The 19,892-nt window shown below is 61.5% G+C and carries 12 protein-coding genes and 1 tRNA gene; 11 read left to right on the top strand and 2 right to left on the bottom strand.

Annotated elements, in window-relative coordinates; all coding sequences use genetic code 11:
* The first annotated feature begins 1 nt into the window (after position 1).
* The 11 genes from ACTQYB_RS04685 to ACTQYB_RS04635 all read left to right on the top strand — a co-directional run bounded on the left by ACTQYB_RS04685 (position 2) and on the right by ACTQYB_RS04635 (position 18,345).
* Positions 2-1,003, top strand: a complete 1,002-nt coding sequence (locus ACTQYB_RS04685) for a hypothetical protein (protein ID WP_441482034.1) — start codon at positions 2-4, stop codon at positions 1,001-1,003.
* 254 nt (positions 1,004-1,257) lie between these two features.
* The gene (locus ACTQYB_RS04680) at positions 1,258-2,223 is read left to right on the top strand and encodes a tetratricopeptide repeat protein (protein ID WP_412170509.1); all 966 of its coding nucleotides are present in this window, start codon (positions 1,258-1,260) and stop codon (positions 2,221-2,223) included.
* Positions 2,224-2,419: 196 nt separating this feature from the next.
* Positions 2,420-2,492, top strand: a tRNA-Arg gene (locus ACTQYB_RS04675).
* Between the two features lie 1,571 nt (positions 2,493-4,063).
* A complete protein-coding gene (locus ACTQYB_RS04670; RefSeq protein WP_441495908.1) occupies positions 4,064-8,221 on the top strand; it encodes an LPXTG cell wall anchor domain-containing protein in 4,158 nt (1,385 codons plus the stop codon).
* 276 nt (positions 8,222-8,497) lie between these two features.
* A complete protein-coding gene (locus ACTQYB_RS04665) occupies positions 8,498-8,884 on the top strand; it encodes a Rid family detoxifying hydrolase (protein ID WP_029575757.1) in 387 nt (128 codons plus the stop codon).
* Positions 8,885-9,104: 220 nt separating this feature from the next.
* Positions 9,105-10,550, top strand: coding sequence for an amino acid permease (locus tag ACTQYB_RS04660; protein WP_321046188.1), 1,446 nt, complete (start codon positions 9,105-9,107; stop codon positions 10,548-10,550).
* A gap of 107 nt (positions 10,551-10,657) precedes the next feature.
* Positions 10,658-12,454 carry an arginine--tRNA ligase gene (argS, locus tag ACTQYB_RS04655; protein WP_441482032.1) on the top strand — a complete coding sequence of 599 codons (1,797 nt, stop codon included), beginning with the start codon at positions 10,658-10,660 and terminating at the stop codon, positions 12,452-12,454.
* A gap of 16 nt (positions 12,455-12,470) precedes the next feature.
* A complete protein-coding gene (locus tag ACTQYB_RS04650; protein ID WP_441482055.1) occupies positions 12,471-14,084 on the top strand; it encodes a diaminopimelate decarboxylase family protein in 1,614 nt (537 codons plus the stop codon).
* 238 nt (positions 14,085-14,322) lie between these two features.
* A complete protein-coding gene (locus ACTQYB_RS04645) occupies positions 14,323-15,630 on the top strand; it encodes a homoserine dehydrogenase (protein ID WP_441482031.1) in 1,308 nt (435 codons plus the stop codon).
* A 107-nt stretch (positions 15,631-15,737) separates the two neighbouring features.
* Positions 15,738-16,736: a homoserine kinase gene (gene thrB / locus ACTQYB_RS04640; RefSeq protein ID WP_321046702.1), complete on the top strand. Its 999-nt coding sequence runs from the start codon at positions 15,738-15,740 to the stop codon at positions 16,734-16,736.
* 133 nt (positions 16,737-16,869) lie between these two features.
* A complete protein-coding gene (locus ACTQYB_RS04635; protein WP_441482030.1) occupies positions 16,870-18,345 on the top strand; it encodes a Maf family protein in 1,476 nt (491 codons plus the stop codon).
* A 315-nt stretch (positions 18,346-18,660) separates the two neighbouring features.
* Here the strand turns inward: ACTQYB_RS04635 and ACTQYB_RS04630 are convergent, their stop codons facing one another.
* Together ACTQYB_RS04630 and ACTQYB_RS04625 are read right to left on the bottom strand one after the other, a co-directional pair.
* The gene (locus ACTQYB_RS04630; RefSeq protein WP_441482029.1) at positions 18,661-19,605 is read right to left on the bottom strand and encodes an AEC family transporter; all 945 of its coding nucleotides are present in this window, start codon (positions 19,603-19,605) and stop codon (positions 18,661-18,663) included.
* A 66-nt stretch (positions 19,606-19,671) separates the two neighbouring features.
* Complete coding sequence (locus tag ACTQYB_RS04625; protein ID WP_321046704.1) at positions 19,672-19,812, bottom strand: hypothetical protein; 141 nt, start codon at positions 19,810-19,812, stop codon at positions 19,672-19,674.
* Positions 19,813-19,892 lie beyond the last annotated feature (80 nt).

The following is a 19,892-nucleotide window of genomic DNA, read 5'->3' as shown; positions in this document are numbered from 1 at the left end:
CATGACCTCACGTATCACCAAAGCAGTGACGGCAGTGCTCGCCGCGGCATGCCTGATGACGTTCGCCGGCTGCGAAGGGCAGGTTCCCCGGCCGGCGGCCAGCGCCGAGCATACGGACAAGCCGGATGTGAGCGAAGCCCAGGAGAAGCAGATCCGCGCGAACATCCTGAAAGTCGTGAACGCGGCGAATGAGGCGAAAAGCGTGGACGGGCTCGACGCTCGCATGTCCGGGCCCGAACTCGCCATCCGTACCAGCGAAATCACCATCGCCCAATCCACGGGGTCGTTGGACGCGAAAACCAACATCCCCTCCAAGATGACGCAGGCGGTCATTCCTACGGATTCCGGTTGGCCCCGTTCGATTTTCACCATCACAACCACCACGTCAGACCAGCAGTCCCAGCGTCTGCTTGTGATGGTTCAGGACAGTGCGCGCAGCAATTACAAACTGTGGGGCGTAGCCCGACTTTTCCAGGGGGCGAAGCTGCCGAAGTTCGCCATTCCCTCGATTGGGGCCCAGATGGGCACGGCGAAAGACACCGGTCTGGTGACAACGCCTGAAAAGGCGGTCGCCGAGTATGCTGATGTGCTCCAGAACGGTTCGGCAAGCAAATACGCTTCGCAGTTCGCCGACGATTACTTCCGTCAGGAGCTCGCCAAGCTGTCCCAGACGGTTCAGGAGGGCATGGAACGCAACGCGGGCACGCAGCAGCAGACCTTCCAAGCGGCTGCCGGCCAGATTAAGGTCATGCGCTCGAGCGACGGCGGCGATCTCGTGGTCGCGCAGATTAATTCGGAATGGACCCGTCAGGCGGGTGAGGGGCGCGAGTCCCAGCCGGCGTCGGACTCCGAGAAAGCGTTGTTCGGGAACGGCACCGCCACCAGCACGATGAAAGTCACGTATGTGAACGTTGTCGCCATGTATGTGCCGCCGGCCGGATCGCATCAGAAGATTACCGCGGTGGGCGCGGAGCGTCAGCCGGTCAAGGTGGAGGCGCTGTAACCGTATCGTCTGCCGGTTGGACTGTCTGGCGGATTGTTGGGCTGCGGCGCGGACTGCATGGCAGGTGTACCAGGATGCGGTGAAGTCACGCGTATCCCGGTGTCAGGGATAGCATGCTTCGGTAGAATGCGGGCTTTAGCTTCGCGAAGAAGGCGACGCGTACGACGTGGCGTCACGGTATCTTGAATGGTATCGAAGGATTGCCAGTCGACGCTGCCGGTCGGCGTCGCTAGGCAAAGAATCATGGAGGCGACATGGCAGACCAGAAGTTCAACCCGGGTATTTCGCTCGCCGGGGCGGTTGATCTTGAATCGATGCAGCATCAGGTGACCGCGGAACCGGGGCAGGCAGGCGGGGCTCCCTCCGCCGGGGGATATGTGATCGACGTCACCGAGAACACCTTCGAGGCGATGGTGCAGACGTCGGCGACATTCCCGATTCTCATGCTGCTGTGGACTCCCAGCGACGATCGGCTCTTTCCGATGGCCAAGGCGCTCGGCAACGCCGTCAACAAGCTCAATGGCCAGATTCAGCTCGCGCGTATCGATGTGTCGAAGGCGCAGAGCATTGCGCAGGCGTTGCAAGTGCGCGGTGTGCCTGCGCTGTTCGGGCTGATTGGAGGGCGGCCGATGCCTCTGCTGCAGGGCCTGCCCAGCGCTGAGGAACAGCAGCAGCTCGTTGACCAGGTCATACCGAAGATCATCGATGTCGCGCATCAGGCGGGTGTCACCGGCTCGGCGCCGTATTCCGGTGATCCGGATGCCGATGGCGATCAGGCGGCTGATGGACAGACCGAGACCGAGAGTGTGCCGCCGCAGCATGCCGAGGCGCACCGGCTGGCACAGGAAGGTGATTATGCCGGTGCCGCAGCGGCGTACGAGCGGGTGTTGGAATCCGACCCGCAGGATACGGTCGCTGCGCGTGAGCGGTCGAAGGCCCTGCTGCTGGCCCGTTCCGGAGCGGCTGATGTGCGCGCGGTCCGGGCCGCCGCGGCGGAGCATCCTGATGATGTCGACGCCCAGTTGGCGGTCGCTGACATCGACATGATCGGCGGACAAATTGAGGACGCCTTCGGGCGGCTGCTGGATTATCTGGCTGCCGGCCACCGCGACCAGATTGAGCCGGTACGCAAGCGTCTGCTCGAGTATTTCGCTATCCCCGAGCCGGGCGATGAGCGGCTGAAGCGCGCGCGTCGCCGGCTGGCAACGCTGATGTACTGAGTATCCGCGTGCTGCAGTGCGGGGTGCTGCGGTGCGGAGGCTGACACGTCGGTGCACTGATGAGGCGGCGAATTGATGTGTCGTAATGCCTTCGCATGAGGCGCGGAGTCCATGAGACGCGTGCGTCTGCGTATGCTGTTTGTACATATCGTTTGTGCATGTCGTCTGCACATGTCGGTATAGTGGAGGGCCGCACGGGTTTGTAGCTCAGTGGATAGAGCGTCTGTCTCCGGAACAGAAGGTCGTGGGTTCGAATCCCATCAAGCCCACAGAACAAGCCGTCGCGCCAGTGTTGCGCGGCGGCTTTACTCATTTCTGGGTTCTGGGTTATCGGCCAGAATGTGTGTCCGGTGGCGGGCAAGCCGGGATGCCGTGGCATTTGGGGCATCGTGGATTGTCCATTCCGCCAATCTGGCACATTCGAGCCGACCGTATGCCTTGGGCTGCAACGTGTCCGGGCTGATTTCGGACACATATTTTAGCCAATACCCCTCATTCATGCTTGATATATCGAGCATCGCGTAATCAAGACAGATAGGAACTCAAGCGGGCGTACGGGTGCCAGCGTTTTTGCTTGAGATGCGTTCCATCTGGTTGTGTATGCAGTGCCATACGCAACAAGACGCAACGCGCGAAAAATCGGCGGCGTCTTTTGGTATCTGCCGGCTTACGCATGTCTGGGTATACGCGGTGCCACGATACCGGTATGTGGAGGCTTCCGGGTGCATACTTCCGGCGTGCGGCGCATGTCTGGGCATACATGCGATCGGCAACGTTCTGGTCATGCGGTGGGCTCAGCTGCGTTCCCGGCAGCCGGCGAAGACATGGGGCAAGTTCACCATGCCCTACCACGCCCACGCACGGCAGGTCTGTCGATTGGACTTGCGGGAGAATTCGGCGGATGCCGGAACCTGTGTCTGAACTCCCGCGCAAGGTGCGGGAATCCAGCGCGATTCGGTTTCTTACGAGATGATCTCCCATAGGAATGGTTGGAATTCCGCGATTCTTGATAACCGGCGTTGGAGCCGATATCGGGAGAATTCGCCGGATTCGAATATTCGTGGCTGATCTCCCGCGAAAAACGGAAGTTCACCTGTCTACGGCCGGTCTGCGAGTATTTTCCCATCGGTCGCGCGGGAGAACATACGTATCCAGTCATCTACGGCGGAACGTCCCACTCCCGATTGATTACTACACGGCATGCCCGCTTTCGCGAGGGTGATGTCCCCTGGGTTCGGCTGCACTCGAACGGCCGCGTTTCACATGCGCTCGTTGTCCCCGCGTGCCGCTGGCGTTGTCCTGCGTGCCTTGGGAGTCAACTGAGATATTCCTGATGGTGAAGGCTGACTTGTCGCTGCGAGGCCGATCGGCGGGTGTGCCATGCCGCGGTCTCAATTTCTCCCGTTCTGGCTTGATTTCCGAGAGTTTTTTCGAAAAATGTCTCAATAACTCATGATGAACGCCCGTTTGGACGAGATATTGAGATTTGGCGGAGTGCGGCGGGGTGTGCCGGAGCGTGCGATGGGGGTGTGCACCGGGTTGTGTCTGGCGGGCGGCTGTATTCCGGCGGGTGTCGTGTCCGGCGTGTGGATATGCTAGGCTGGCGATTGAAGGGTTTTGGCGGCAATGGGGATTGCCGTCCGATTCGCGAATCCGAGCGCCTGCCGACATATGAGGCTTGAGGGGAGCCGAGTGCGGTTGATGCAGTTCGCGGCGGGCCATGACCGTTCATCTGGTATACGGCGGGGAGCGTGCCGGCACCGGAGAATGCAAGCCCATTGGGGGAATAGTGAAAGCGTCGGCGTTCCGGCGTTGTGCTTTCTGTTGTTTTGGGGGAATGATGAACCGACTTCGATTCGTCACGATAACAGCGGTGACGTTGGTCATCGCATTGATGACACTTGCCATCTCGCCTGGCATCGCCATGGCGGGCATAGGCTCGCAGGGCGCGGGAATATCCGGATCAGGAGGTCCGCTGCCTGACAATGACGCGTTGTTCCTATTCGATAACAAACAGTATGGTTCCACGCCGGCGCAGGGGTGGGGTGAAGCGTCAATCGACCATGCGTACCAGTCCTTGGTGCGCAGCGGGGTGCTGTCCACATGGTCAGGCAACAAGCCGAAATTCTACGGGTCATGCCGTGATGCGGTGTCGCATGCCATCGCGGATCGCAGCGATGGCGAAGCGACGCAAGCGCGTGTCGTGGGAGTCGCACTGTCATTGAAGAACAAGAGCCTGTATGGCACCAATCCACGGGATTTCCGCGCACGTTTCGATAGGAATTGGGGCAGACTCGCAGCCGACGGTTTGGGCAACGACCTCATCGGCTGGGACGGCGACTGGATTAACCGGCTGCGATACCAGTTCAACGAGCAGATTGAAACAACTGGTCGCGCGTATCCGGCTGGAGTCCAGGTGGTGTGTGTTGCGGCCAACGAATTGCAGCCGACGACACGGTACCCGCTCGCGGTCACTACGCAGCAGCAGGCTCCGGAGGGCATGAGCGTCGGCGACACAGCGCCGGTTCACGACATCATCGTCACCAATGCAGGCGGTTCGCCAGTCAACGAACAGCTGGATGCACAGATTTTCCTGAATTATGACGGGCATCCCGCTGGCATCCATGCAGCCCGCGCCATCGGCAAAACCATGCGAGTGCCGAATGCGGGAACCGGGAAGTCACCGCAGTTCGTGCCGACTGATTTCGGATGGGACGGCTGGCAGGAAGGCAATTACTGGTTCGACGTCGTCGTGCCGAAGCAAGGATGGATGGCCGCGGAGGTGAATACTGAAGACCGGCAGGCATCCGAAAGCTTCCGCGTCGGGTCGCGAGCCCCGGGTGCTCCAACCAAGAGCATCGACGACGGGGTAAGCGCCGACGGCATGACCAACCGTACGAATATCGTGACGGGAACCGGACGGGGAGGCTACCGCCTTGGTATCGTCGATACAATCACGCCCGGTGACACGTCATATCAGGTAGGTGACTATCAGGTTTCCGATATGACGGACGGAACCGATCGCACCGCCGAATTCACCTTCGACTGGAACAGGGACGCCCACACCGTCAGTGCGCAATGGTCCGCAGAGGCGGGCATGCTGCCGCAGGACCATGCCTTCCGCTTCTCATTCGATGTCACAGTCAGCACACCGGGGCACGGATTGGTCAAAGACACCGCCACCGTGCATTGGAATGATGAGCCGGGGCAGAATACTGAGGATCGGCAGTTCCCCACGTGGAAGCCGCAGCCGGATACGGTATGGGCGTTGCGCGGTGATGACGGCGAATGGGATGCGGTCATCGACCCCGACCATGGCAATGCGGTCGGAGCCGCCGGACGCTCGCTGCTGGACGGTGACGCCGTGGCAGCCGCCACCAATGCCGTAATCCCGGCTCATCTGGTTGAATCCCCGCAACGTTTGGAATTGACAACCGGCTGGTCGCAGGCAGATTACCTGTTCGACCCGGACGGTGAATCAGCGGTCCGCGTGTATCAGGCGGATACGGCACACGAGCGGGCATCCGGCGTGTTCGATATCGCGCGCACGGGCATTGACGTGACGGGCGAATTCACCATCAGTATCAAAGATGGCACTGCGAGTGCGGTCGCCTCGCAGTCCTATCTCAAATCAGTCCAAGGGCTGGGCTCTCATCGCCAACTCACCTTGCTGGTGCCGGGACGAATCAATCTGGCGCACGGCAAGGGCGCGGTCCAGGTGCGTAAGGATTACCAAGCGAAAGACGGGCAGCCCGTGCAATTGTGCTCGCAGACGCAGGGAGCAGCGTTCAGTGCCGATGGATCGCACACGGTTAACGCACATCGTGTTGAGGCGAATAAACCGCCGTTGTGTGCGTACGTGCCTCCCGCGAACAAGCAAGTGCTCGCCCACGCGGCGCACGGCGGAGATCGCGCATCCATCGATCAGACCAAGGCGATGCCGGGGCAGCGCGTCACCTATGCGCTCAGTGCAGACATTACCCCGGAAATGGGGTTCGGATATCGGCTCGAGCATGTCGAAGTCGTGGACGAATACGACCAGTACCTCGAACCGGACGAATACAGCGTCATTGTTCGTGACAAGGCGACCGGCACTGTGTTCGGACGGCAGCATTACACCGTGGATTGGGATCGGGGCAATCACAGGTTCCGCATCGTGTTCAACCGTGCCGCCATCGATAGAACCTGGAACAACACTCAGACAGCACCCAGATTGCTGGTCGAGTTCGATGGTGTCGTGTCTGAGCATGCCCCGGCGAATCGGCTTATCGGCAACCAGTGGACGCTTGGGCTCAACAACAGTGTGACCCCGTCGAACCGAGTCGTGATCGAGCCGCCGCGCATCACTCCGGAGAAAACCGTGACCCAGACTGACGCGAGCATCGTCATTGACGGGCGGACCGCCTTGCTGGGGGACACCATCTACTACCGGGTCATGCTTGACGCGTCCGATCTGCAATCCGGCGCCTATGCCGTCCAGCGTCTGGGTGTCATCGACGATTACGACGAACGCTATCTCACCCTTGACACAGACCGTATCAGCATCACCGACGAACAAGGCAACGATTGCGCGAAGGCCTTCAACATCCAGGACGTGGGAGGCGTACTCTACGCGTTCTTCGCGACCGTGGACACGGTGGACCGTACGACGGGACGGGTCATCGCCGCCCGGCAGCCAGATGACCTGAAGGCCTACGCAGCCGCTTTGCTCGACCCGCATGCCGACCCGTCAATCGACCAGCAGGTGCTCGGGCAACGGTACGAGCTCGTGCTGCCGATGACCGTCACCGCGGTTGGCGACGGCGTCACAGTACGCAACACCGCCACCCAAGTCACCGGAAACATCCGCACGGATACGCGAACGGTCGCCACGCCATTGCAACCGGTGAATCCGTCGAAAGACGTGGTCATCGCCATGCGTGGGGAGAGCGTCAATGGCGCTGATGTGCCGTTGCACACCACATTCCTGTACCGGCTGGATTCTTCGGACCTACCTGCCAATCGGGCATACGACATCACTTCGTGGAGCATCGATGACGATTATGATGAGCTGCACGACGTGTATCTCGGCCAGTGGGCGGTCGTCGCGCGGCATGACATGGTCATTGATGGCGAGACGATTCCGGCGGGCGATATCATCGAACGGCATCTGGATGGCGAGCTGTCTGGCGATTCACCGGTCGATGCGGTATCTGGCGGGGACGGTACCGACGGCAAGAGCGAACCGCTATTTGACGTCCATGAGCAATCCGGTACCATGCGCATCGCATTGACGGGGCGGGGTGCACGCGTGCTAGGCGGCTGGGGCCATGCAGCGGGATGGACGATGTTCATCCAGATGCAGCGCGTCCTGCCGGGAGAGCGCATCACCAACGGATTCACGGAAACCGTTAATGGGGTCGAACGGACATCCAACGAGGTGTGGACGCACACCATCCATGAACGTGGGGCGATCGAGCTGGTGAAATTCGATGAGGCCTCAGGCGAGCAGAATGGCGACCGCAACACCGCCGAGCAGGCGCTTGCAATCACCGGGGAGGAAACGACGCTGGTGTTCCGCATCCGCAATGTGGGAGACATGCCGGTGACCGGATTACAGCTGAACGATACCGTCACGACTGGCAAAGCGTCAGTCGGAACATGGCGATATCCGACGGAATGGGACGAATTGGTACTCGAACCCGGGCAATCCGTCGATGTGACCGGCGTGCTCACGGGCGTGGATGGCGACCATGCGGACCATGCCACAGTCACCGCGTCAACGGTGGTGACCTGCCCGTTGGTGGACGACAACCCCTTTGACGATCAACCGGCGGTCAAGCAGGAGGGCATATGCCGGGGCGATACGGTCCGCGCCGAGGATTTCTGGTACGGCAGACGAACCGTGCTGGCCAATACCGGCGCGGGATTTGTTCCTGCGGCGATCTTGGGTTCGCTCGCGGCGGCGTCCGCAGCGGGAACGTTTGCCTTGACGGTGATTCGCCGCAGACGCCGGTGATGTCGGTGGCGCCGGTGGCACCCGAAACGCCGGGCATTGGTGATTTGCAGTCCGTGCCGGTCCGTCATACGGCGGATCGGCGGGGCGGGCGGAATCGGGATATCAGGGGGTGAAACGGTGACGCTCCCGGCGATCGCGCCGGGAGTACACTGAGCGCCAACGGTCCGGTTCTGCTATGGAACACCCGTGGTCAGGCTGTGTGACAACGCGACCAGACCGTGCCGCCCGGCAATCGCCCGGCGTGCTTCACGACATGTCACAGGGAAGGCAATCCACATGAGCGAACTGATCAAGGTCACATCCGAACATGCTCCGGCCGCGCTTGGTGCATACAGCCAAGCCGTCAAGGCGAACGGCTTCGTCTTCGCCTCCGGGCAGCTTGGGCTCGATCCGGCCACTGGGAAACTTGCCGGTGAAACGGCGGGCGAACAGGCCGCACAGGCGTTGAAGAACATTGCCAATGTGCTTGAAGCCGCGGGAACCGATACCGCGCATGTGGTGCGTGCCACCATCTATATGAAGCATGTCGAGGATTTCCATGAGATCGATGCTGCCTACGCCGCGGTGTTCAACGGCGACATCAAGCCGGCGCGTGTGGCGTTCGGCGGCAATGATCTGCCTGCCGGGGCGCTGGTGGAAATCGACGCCATCGCCGCGCTGTAACACGTCGTGGTCATCACACGCCGTTGAGGTGTTCGGGCGTTCTCCCGCCCGGACGCTACGGTGGTGGCGTAGAGCACCAGACATGATAGGGGACGGCGGACGAGTATGGATATCGCCTGCTGCATTCGCCAGAACACCGTAAACAGGAGCATCAAGCAGAACTGTGACAACCAAACGTGAACCCGCATTGCGACACACCGTAGACGAATCTGTCCATACGATGGATGCGCCGGAGCATGCCGGTCGGAGCGGTTCTCCCGCCCAAGACACCCAGCTTGAACGCAATATGGAATCACGCCATCTGACGATGATTTCGCTCGGCGGGGTCATCGGCACCGGCCTGTTCCTCAGCTCCGGGTACACAATCCACCAGGCGGGGCCGCTTGGCGCCATCCTCGCGTACCTCATCGGTTCGGTGTTGGTCTACTGCGTGATGCTTTCACTGGGTGAACTCTCGGTCGCCATGCCATACGCCGGCAGCTTCCACTTGTACGCACGCCGGTTCATCGGGCCGGGCACCGCGTTCACCATCGCCATCCTGTACTGGCTCAACTGGGCGGTGGCGCTCGCTTCGGAATTCACGGCGGCAGGACTGCTCATGCAGCGGTGGTTCCCGCACTCGCCCGCATGGGTGTGGAGCGCCCTGTTCATCCTTGTGGTGTTCACACTGAATATCCTGTCCGTGAGACTCTACGGCGAATCGGAATTCTGGTTCGCCAGCATCAAGGTGTTCGCCATCGTTGCGTTCATCGTCATCGGATTGCTGGCGATGTTCGGCATCATCCCGATCAAGGGGTACAGCCATGCCCCATTGTTCTCGAACTATTACCGTTCCGGCTGGTTCCCCAACGGGGTCCTGCCGGTGTTCTCCACGCTGCTGACCGTCGTGTTCGCTTTCTCCGGCACTGAAGTCGTCGGCGTCGCCGCGGGGGAGACCAAAGACCCTGATACGGCGATTCCGAAAGCCGTGCACACCACGGTGTTGCGCCTGACGATTTTCTTTATCGGTTCAATCGCCGTGATGGCGGCGCTCATCCCGTGGAAACAGTCGGGCGTGGATACCAGCCCGTTCGTGTTGGTGTTCCAGAGCATCGGCATGCCATTCGCCGGCGACGTCATGAACTTCGTCGTGTTGACCGCGGTGCTGTCCGCCGCGAACTCCGGACTGTACGTCTGCTCGCGCATGGTGTGGTCGCTCGCCAAGGAACGGATGATTCCGCAGGTCCTCGCGAAAACGAATTTCCATGGGGTCCCGGTTTTCGCCGTCTTGGTCAGTCTCGCAGGTGGTCTGTTTGCCCTGCTGTCCAGCGTGGTCGCCGCCTCGACGGTCTATCTTGCCCTCGTGGCGATTTCCGGTTTGGCGACTTTAGTCGTCTGGATGTCGGTGGCGGTGTGCCATATCCTCTTTCGCCGCGAACTCAAACGTTCCGGCAAAACCGTGGATTCGCTCGCCTACCATGCCCCCGGCTACCCGGCAGTGCCGATCATCGCGATAATCATGTGCCTGTTCGCGTTGGTCCTGGTGGTCGCCGACCCGTCGCAACGCTCCACGCTGCTGTACATGATTCCCTTCGTCGCCCTGTGCTATGGCGTGTACTATCTGCGGGCGCGCCTGACGCGCGGTAGCGACCGGCATGACGAGGAAAACATCCCGGACGTCGTCTGAGAGCCCGGCCTGTCGATTGCCCGCGATGGCCACGCTCACATGCGCGATGGCGGCGGTTGCGGCGGTTGCAACGGCACTTGGCCAACGCCCTCGCTAGACTTTGAAGAATGAATCCAGAAGCGCTCAGTGAACTCGTTTCCCATATTGCCCATGATCTGGTCGCCGCCGGTGAAGCTGGCAGCCTGACCGAAGATCTCATCCCGCCGGTCGAGAAATTCGCGGTCATGCGCCCCAAGGACCGCAACCACGGCGACTGGGCGTCGAACGCTGCCATGCAACTGGCCAAGAAGGCGGGTATGAAGCCGCGCGATCTGGCCCAGCTGTTCGCCGCGCGCCTGCAATCGGCAGACGGCATTGCCGCCGTCGAGGTCGCCGGCCCCGGCTTCATCAACATCACGCTTGACTCCGCATCCGCCGCGGCGATCGTGGACGCCGTCCTCGCGCAGGGCGCGCAGTTTGGACGCAACGACCACCTGTCTGGCCAGACGCTCAATCTTGAATTCGTCTCTGCGAACCCCACCGGCCCGATCCATATCGGCGGCACCCGTTGGGCGGCAGTCGGCGACTCTATGGCCCGCGTGCTCGAAGCTAACGGAGCCAAAGTCATTCGTGAATACTATTTCAACGATCACGGTGAGCAGATCAACCGCTTCGCCAAGTCCCTGGTCGCCGCGGCCCACGGCGAACAAACCCCGGCAGACGGCTACAAGGGCGCCTATATCGACGAAATCGCCCAGCGTGTGATTGAAGAGGCGAAAGCCGATGACGTGGATATCCTCGCCCTGCCGCGTGTCGACGGCGGCAAGAACGAAGACGGCGAGCCGCTCGGCGAAGGTGATTCCGAACAGCGCGAGGAGTTCCGCAAGCGCGCGGTCCCGATGATGTTCGCTGAAATCCAGGAATCCATGAAGAACTTCCGCGTGCATTTCGACGTGTGGTTCCACGAAAACAGCTTGTATCAGGACGGCGAGGTCGAGCGTGCGATCGCCAAGCTGCGCGAACAGGGCGACATCTTCGAAAAAGATGGCGCAACCTGGTTCGCCTCCACCAAGCACGGCGATGACAAGGATCGCGTCATCATCAAATCCGACGGCAACTACGCGTATTTCGCAGCCGACATCGCCTACTACTACAACAAGCGTCACCGCAAAATCGACCCGGCTGACGTGGCCATCTATATGCTGGGCGCCGACCATCACGGCTATATCGGCCGTATGATGGCCATGTGCGCGGCTTTCGGCGACAAGCCTGGCGTCAACATGCAGATCCTCATCGGCCAGCTGGTCAACGTGATGAAGGACGGCAAGGCCGTGCGCATGTCCAAGCGCGCCGGCAACGTCGTCACCATCGATGATCTGGTCGATGCAATCGGCGTGGACGCCTCCCGTTATTCGCTCGCCCGCACCGATTACAACACGAGCGTGGACATCGACCTCAACCTCCTGGCCTCCCACAGCAACGACAACCCGGTGTACTACGTGCAGTACGCGCATGCCCGCAGCTGCAATGTGGACCGTAACGCGGCCGAGGCGCAGATCGACCCGACCGTCGCCGACCTCGCTCTGCTGGACACCGAAACCGACGGCGAAGTGCTCGCCGCGCTCGCCCAGTGGCCTGCCACGCTCGCCCAAGCCGGCGATTTGCGTGCCCCGCACCGCATCGCCCACTATCTCGAGGAACTCGCCGCCGCATACCACAAGTGGTACAACATCGAACGCGTCGTGCCGATGCCGCTGACCGACCTCGAAGAGCGCAAACCAGAAGCTGAACGCGAAGCGCTGCGTATTGCCAAGAACCCCGAACCGGCACGCGCAGCCGCGCGTCTGAAGCTCAACGACGCCGTCCGTACCGTCATCGCCGCAGGCCTTGATCTGCTGGGTGTCAGCGCACCGGAGAAGATGTGATATGACTGAATCCAACATGCCAACCACGCCAACTGCAGGACTGGGTCAGGTATGGCCGGCAGGCTGCTCAATCGACAGTGACGGCGCCCTGACTTTCCACGGCCGCAGCGCGCAATCCCTGCTCGACGAGTTCGGCTCGCCGCTGTACGTGATGGACACCGATGACATCGATGCCCGCGCGCATCACTTCGTTCATGCGGCCGCCACCGCGTTCTCCAACGCCACAACCCACGTGAGCTTCGCCGCCAAGGCGTTCATGTCCAAGGAAGTGCTGCGACTGGTGACGAACGCCGGCATGCTGGTCGACACTTGCACGATGGGCGAGATGCGCATCGCGCTCGCTGCGGGTGTTCCCGGGCGTCGTCTCGTGCTTCACGGCAACAACAAGTCGGACGAGGAAATCGAACTCGCCATCCGCGAGGGCTTCGCGAAGATTGTGGTCGACGCCCCGGACGAACCCGCACGCATCGCGCGCATCGCCCATCGCTTGGGCAAAACCGCACGCGTCATGCTGCGCGTCACCACCGGCATCCACGCCGGCGGCCACGAATACATCTCCACCGCGCACGAGGACCAGAAATTCGGTATGTCCCTGCTGCCTGCCGGCACCGATCCGTCCGCGCTTAAGGTACTCGACGACCTGATCGCACAGGAGAACGAACACACGCCAAGCCGCGCGGACGCCACAGCGCACGCCGGCCAGGACACCCATACGGTGGGACACAGCGGGCAACGAGATCTGCAATACGATATGCGCTCGCCCTACGACCTCGACGCATCCGGCATCAGCAAGCAAGACGCCGCGCTTGCCGAAGCCATGGACCTGGTCGCCCGCGGTCCTGCGCTCGCTGTACTGAAGGATCTGTACCGGTATCCCGGCGATCTGGAACTCGTCGGCATCCATTCGCATATCGGTTCGCAGATCCACGACGCGAACGCGTTCATCGAGGCGGCCAAGCGCATGATGCTGCTGCGCAAGACCTTCTATGCGACCGACGCCTACACGCTGCCGGAAGTCGATTTGGGCGGCGGGTATTCGGTGGCGTACACCGAAGGCGAGGATTCGATGGACATCGACCTGGAGCTGGGGCGTCTCGCTTCGGCGGTCACCGCCATCAACCGTGCGCTCGGCATGCCCATGCCGGTCATCTCCTTCGAGCCGGGACGCTGGATTGTCGCCCCGACCTGCGTGACCCTGTACCGTGTCGGCGCCATCAAGCACGTCGGTTTGCCCGAAGGCACCACAGCGAAGGACGGCTCGCCGATTAACGAACGCACCTACGTGTCGGTGGACGGCGGCATGAGTGACAACATCCGCCCGGCGTTGTACGACGCGGATTACACGGCTCGCGTGGCCAACCGGCGGGGGAGCGCCGACACCATGCTGTCGCGCGTGGTCGGCATCCACTGCGAATCCGGCGACATCCTCGTGCACGAATGTCAGTTGCCGGCGGACCTCAAGCGTGGCGACATTCTCGCCGTCCCCGTGACCGGCGCGTATGGCAGAACGATGGCCAGCAACTACAACCAGGCGCTGTTCCCCGCGGTGGTGGCGGTCAGCTCATCCGGGGCGCATGTGATGCTTCGCCGCCAGACCATCGACGATCTGCTCGACTACGATCTGGGCTGACATCGAATCGTCATCGGGAGTGTATGAGGGCCGCATCGACCGTGGAGGTCGGCGCGGCCCTCGTTGTAATCGCGGTTCGTGAATGGTATCCGGCTGCGGTGTGAGCCACAGGTCGCATGGCACACATATTCGGCGAAACGTCAGCTTGTCCCGGTACCATGGGCAAGGATGATGACGACGCATCGCGGCCCCGCCGGCATCTGGCGCAGTGACTGCGAGCTCACGGGAAGGATCCACTGTGGTACAAGACAATCAAGCCCCCATTCGCATTGCGTTGCTTGGCGCGGGAACCGTCGGCTCGCAGACCGCGCGTCTGCTGGTCGAGCAGCATGACGAGCTGGTCCACCGCATCGGCCGAGACTATAGGATCGTCGGCATCGCCACGCTTGACCCGGTCAGCGACCCCTGGATCGACCAGTCCCTGCTCACCCGTGATACCGCGGAGCTGTGCACCCGCGCCGATATCGTCATCGAACTGATTGGCGGCATCGAGCCGGCACGCACCTTCGTGCTCAAGGCCATCGAATCCGGCGCTTCCGTCGTAACCGCCAACAAGGCGCTGCTCGCCAAGCACGGCCAGGAAATCTACAAGGCCGCACGGGAGCACGGCGTCGACATCTTCTTCGAAGCCGCGGTCGGCGGGGCAATCCCGATTGTGCGCCCTCTGCGCGAATCCTTCGCAGGTGACAAGATCAACAGCATGCTGGGCATCGTCAACGGCACCACGAACTACATCCTCGACGAGATGACCACCAAGGGCCTCGACTTCGACGTGGCACTGCATCAGGCGCAGGAGAAGGGTTACGCCGAGGCGGACCCGACCGGTGACATCGAAGGCTATGACGCCGCGAACAAGGCCGCCATCATGGCGACGCTCGCATTCCACACCCAGGTCGGCATCGACGACGTATCCGTCGAGGGCATCACCAAGATCACTGCGGCCGATATCGCCGCCGCGACCGCCGAGCATAAGGTCATCAAGCTGCTCGCCGTCGTCGAGCACAATGAAGCCGGTGTGTCCGCACGTGTCTACCCGGCCCTCATCAATGAAAACCACCCGCTCGCCTCCGTGCATGGCAGCTTCAACGCCGTGTTCATCAAGGCGAAGGAAGCCGACGACATCATGCTGTACGGCCGTGGTGCAGGCGGCGCGCCTACCGCTTCCGCCGTTGTCGGCGACGTGGTGATGGCCGCGCGCAACATCGTGTCCGGCACCACCGCGACCGGTATCCAGACGTACAACATCCTGCCGCTTGCCCCGGCGGATGCGTCCAAGGCCGCATTCGCCGTGCGTTTCCTCATCCACGACAAGCCGGGCGTGCTCGCTTCGATCGCCGAGGAATTTGCGAACCACGGCATCTCCATCAACGGTGTGAACCAGGACCTCCAGCCCACCCAGCATGATCCGGGCTATTCGGGCGAGCTGCAGCAGCTGCGCATCGTCACCCATCTGTGCGACGAGGTCACGCTGCGCAAGACGGTGGACGCCGTGTGCAAGCTCGAATGCGTTTCCGGCGAGCCGTCCATCCTGCGCGTGCTCGACTGAACCGAAGCCGCGCAATCTGCGGCATCCGGGACTTACCACAACCAACGCACAACCGACAATCGGCGGAACAGTCGGCACGCATGCCCACTGCCCGCGGAAGGATGACCATGATCCCCGTAACCAAGCAAGTCCATGTCCAGGTACCGGCGACCAGCGCGAATCTGGGTTCCGGATTCGACACCATCGGCCTGGCGCTCAACTATTACGACGAGCTGACCTTCACATTGAAGGACGACACCGACGACCATAGCGTCACCGTGCTCATCGACGGCGAGGGGGAAGACACGCTGCCGCGTGACGAAACGAATCTCGTGGTCTCCACCTTCCGTAAAGCGTGCAACACGCTTGGATTGGAAAGACTCGGTTTCACGCTTGAAGCGCATAATCGCATTCCGCAGGCGCGAGGCATGGGGTCATCCGCCGAGGCGATTGTGGCCGGCATCTCCGCCGCCGCGGCATTCGCCCAAGAAGGCGACCTCAATCGTGATGCGGTGTTTGAGCTGGCCGCCACTATTGAAGGTCATCCCGACAACGTTGCCCCGGCCGTGTACGGCGGTTTGACGGTGTCTTGGGATTACCAGACACCGGAAGGCGTCGGCTCCACCCGCGTGCCGGGCGGTGAGCCGCTCTCCGGCGGATTCCATACCGTGAACTATCCGGTCAGCGAGAACATCCACGCTTCTGTGTTCGTGCCGGACTACGAACTGTCCACTGAAAAGGCACGTCAGGCGCTGCCCGCATCCGTACCCTACCGTGACGCGGTGTTCAACGTGTCCCGCGTCGGCCTGCTGCCGGGGGCCATGAATCCTGGTGTGCTTCACGGTAGCCTCGACGCGAACGCCGTTTTGTTCAGCGCCACCCAGGATCGTCTTCATCAGCCGTACCGCAAGGATCTTATGGCCCCCTCGTGGGAGCTGATTGAGTCGTTGCGCGACCACGGCTATGCCGCGGCGGTGTCCGGAGCAGGTCCGTGCGTGCTGGTGTTACATGATGGCGACGCCCGTGCCGACATCGAACGGATTGCCGGCGACCAGCTGGCTTCCGGGCATTGGCGCGTACTGCATCTGACGGTCAACACCACTGGAGTGACTGTTCGGCGCAGCTAATCTGGCATCGCGCCCAACGCCGTGTCCGGCCTGTCGTGGCATGCACCAGTCACGACGGCAGAACGGCGGGATGCGGGGAATACGTGCACACTTGGAGGCGGCTTCGGCGCCAATCGAATCGGAGGTATGAACAATGACGATATCGATCATTCTGGCTTCCCAATCCAAGCCCCGACGTGACGTGCTGTACGCCGCCGGGATCTGCCCGACCATCAAGGTCTCGCATGTTGACGAGCCTGCCGCGTTGGAACAGGCTGCCAGCAAGCTCAGCGTGCCCGTCGAGCGGCTGGATGTCGGCCACCGTGTCGCTATCCTCGCCCGTGCAAAGGCGAATGCGGTCTACGAAGCGTACCGAGCGATTGCTGACACGTCAAAGGCGGCAAGAGGCGAGCGCGTAATCGCTTACCCGCTTGAAGCCGAAGAGGTGCGCGCGCAACGTCGTGCAGATGAAGAACTCTCCGCTGACGCAACCGAAGCCCCTGCCGCATCAGGATCATCTGACGCGGGTACGGGACAACCTGCTTCGGTGGTCTCAAGCGCCATCACCCGCGATTTTTCCGGTATCACCCCGCCTACTCGTGTCGAGCCGATTGACACGCCGGTCAATGGCAGTGAGGGGCTGAACGGTTCCGGCCCTGGCCCGTTGATTGTCGGTTGTGATTCGATGTTTCTGTTCGATGGTGAATGCTATGGCAAGCCGCATGACGAAGCCACGGCACGGGAACGCCTCCGCCGTATGCGCGGGCGCAGCGGGGAGCTGTGGACCGGTCATTGCGTCATCGATTTCGCCACCGGCCGAGCGGTCCAGGATGCGAGCCGTGCGGTCGTGTATTTCGGCGATTACACCGATGAGGACATTGAACGCTACATCGCTACCGGCGAGCCGCTGGAGGTAGCCGGGTCGTTCACGTTGGAGGGTTTCGGCGGCGCGTTCATCGACCGGATCGATGGCGACCCGCATGGTGTCATCGGCATCAGCTTGCCGTTGCTGCGTCGTCTCGTCAGCAAACTTGATATCAGCTGGACGGATCTGTGGAATGTCAAGCCGCACGCCCCGAATCCGGAAGAACTTGATCAGCATCCCGACAGCACCCCGCCTCCGGTGGAGAACGTGCACCAGCCCGGTGACGGTTGGGTCACCTGCGCATGTGGACGCCGGCATTGGGGCACGCACGGTGCCGCGGGAATCCTGCTCGCTCGGCGGGATGCCACGGGTGAGGTCACGCACGTGGCCATGCAACATCGCGCCAAGTGGAGCGCGGAAGGCGGCACCTGGGGCATTCCGGGCGGCGCAATCGCCGACAATGAAACACCGATCGAAGGGGCGTTGCGCGAGAGCTTCGAAGAAGCGAACATCACTCCGCAAGATATCGAGGTGGTCGGCTCTTACCGCGAGGACCATGGCCCGTGGGCGTACACCACGGTGTTCGCCTTCGAAAAGCCCGGTCATGAGGTGCATCTGCGGGCGAACGACGATGAAAGCATGGAAATCGCCTGGATCCCGATTGACGAAGTGACCGACCGTAAACTTCTGACCGCGATGCGCACCGATTGGCAACGCTTCTCAGACCGTCTGCGCATCCTGTCCGCCGCCAACCAGGGCCGCTGACCGAGACGCTGATTACAAGGATGCGGACTGAGGTTAAGGACCGAGGTTGCAGGCCGAGGATGTTGGCCATCAAACTGCTATCCGTCCTCCTGCAAGACGCCATCCGCTCTGTTTCTGCCGACGCTGAGCGGCTTGTGAGCGTCGGCAGAAGGTTGAGACTCTGCCGGTACCGATGGTGGCTCACCAACTGGTTACGGAACGGGGGCTCAGCGTAACCGGTTTGTGCTTTTTCACAAACTAGGTACGGAAATGCGCCGCCTAGCGTAGACGGTTTGTGAGAACAGGCGATCAGCTTCGCGTGGAGGCAGCGTGCGTTCAGGACAGCAGCGCGGCCACGATTGCGATGAAGATCGGGCTGGTCAGCGTACTGAGCAGGATGCCGTCGCGCGCGAAGGTGAGTCCCACGTTGTACCGCGCCGCATAGTTGTACACGTTCTGGCCGGTTGGCAGGGCCGCGAGCACCACGCACGCGTACAGGGTCGCGCCGCGGAAGCCCATCACGTAGTACGACAGCAGGAACGCGATAATCGGCATGACGATATTCTTCAGCACTGCGACGGTGACGGTCGCCGGCACATCGCTCTTGTTCTGCATCGGCTTGGTGCCATGCAACGACATGCCGAAAGCCATGAGGATCATCGGCACCGCGGATTCGCCGATCATGTTGATTGGGTCGTAGATGAAGTCAGGGATGATGAAATGCCCGGTTTTCGAGGTGATTGCCGAGACGATGATGCCACCGAGCGACCCGATGAGCAGCGGCTGGTGCAGCGGCTGCGACAGAATGCGTTTCATGGATACCTCGCCCTTGGTGGTCACATCCAGCACGGTCAGTGCCACCGGGGTGAAAATCGCCTGCTGCATGACCAGAATCGGAGCGACCAGTGCGGGATTTCCGAGAATGTATGTGGCAATCGGCAGGCCGATATTGTTCGAGTTGAGGTAGAGCGAGTTGAGCGCGCCGATGGTCGCGTCCGCGGCCTTCATGTGGAAGAACAGCTGATTGAGGATCAGGAACACCAGTCCGACCAGCATGGCTGAGAAGAACGCCACGAAAATCGAGGAGTGGAAAATCGCGAAAATCTTCTCTTTGGACAGGATTGCGAACATCAGGCAGGGGCTGGAAATGAAGAAGCTGAACCTGTTGAGCACCATCTGCGCGCTCGACCCGCCGATTTGCATGCGGGCGGCCACATACCCGACTGCGATCACGATGCCGATCACGCAGAATCCTTCCATGGCGCTCAGTAAACCTGGCATTCCCACCTCTCCTCGTCTTGATGTTTGTTCTGTCCGATGCTCCAAGCCTTGCGGCCAGCATGTCCGCTATCCGGACACGGTTGCGATACCGGTTCCGCGTTTCGCATGGTAAGCGTCATCGGCGACGATGGCCTTCTGGCGTGCGTCTCGACTCCAGTATCCGTCTTTGCGGTGTGGCGCGCGTCCATGGTCTCGTATCACGGGCATCGCCGGCAGGATACCCGTAAACGCACTGAAAACGGGAATCTGAGACATTCCGTGCGGGTATCCATGACCTTTGCGATGAT

The organism is Bifidobacterium sp. LCP19S3_E9 (genome assembly GCF_052121135.1).
GTDB classification, from domain to species: domain Bacteria; phylum Actinomycetota; class Actinomycetes; order Actinomycetales; family Bifidobacteriaceae; genus Bifidobacterium; species Bifidobacterium thermacidophilum.
Note: the sequence above shows the minus strand (reverse complement) of the source record. Positions and strands in the feature narration are given on the sequence as shown.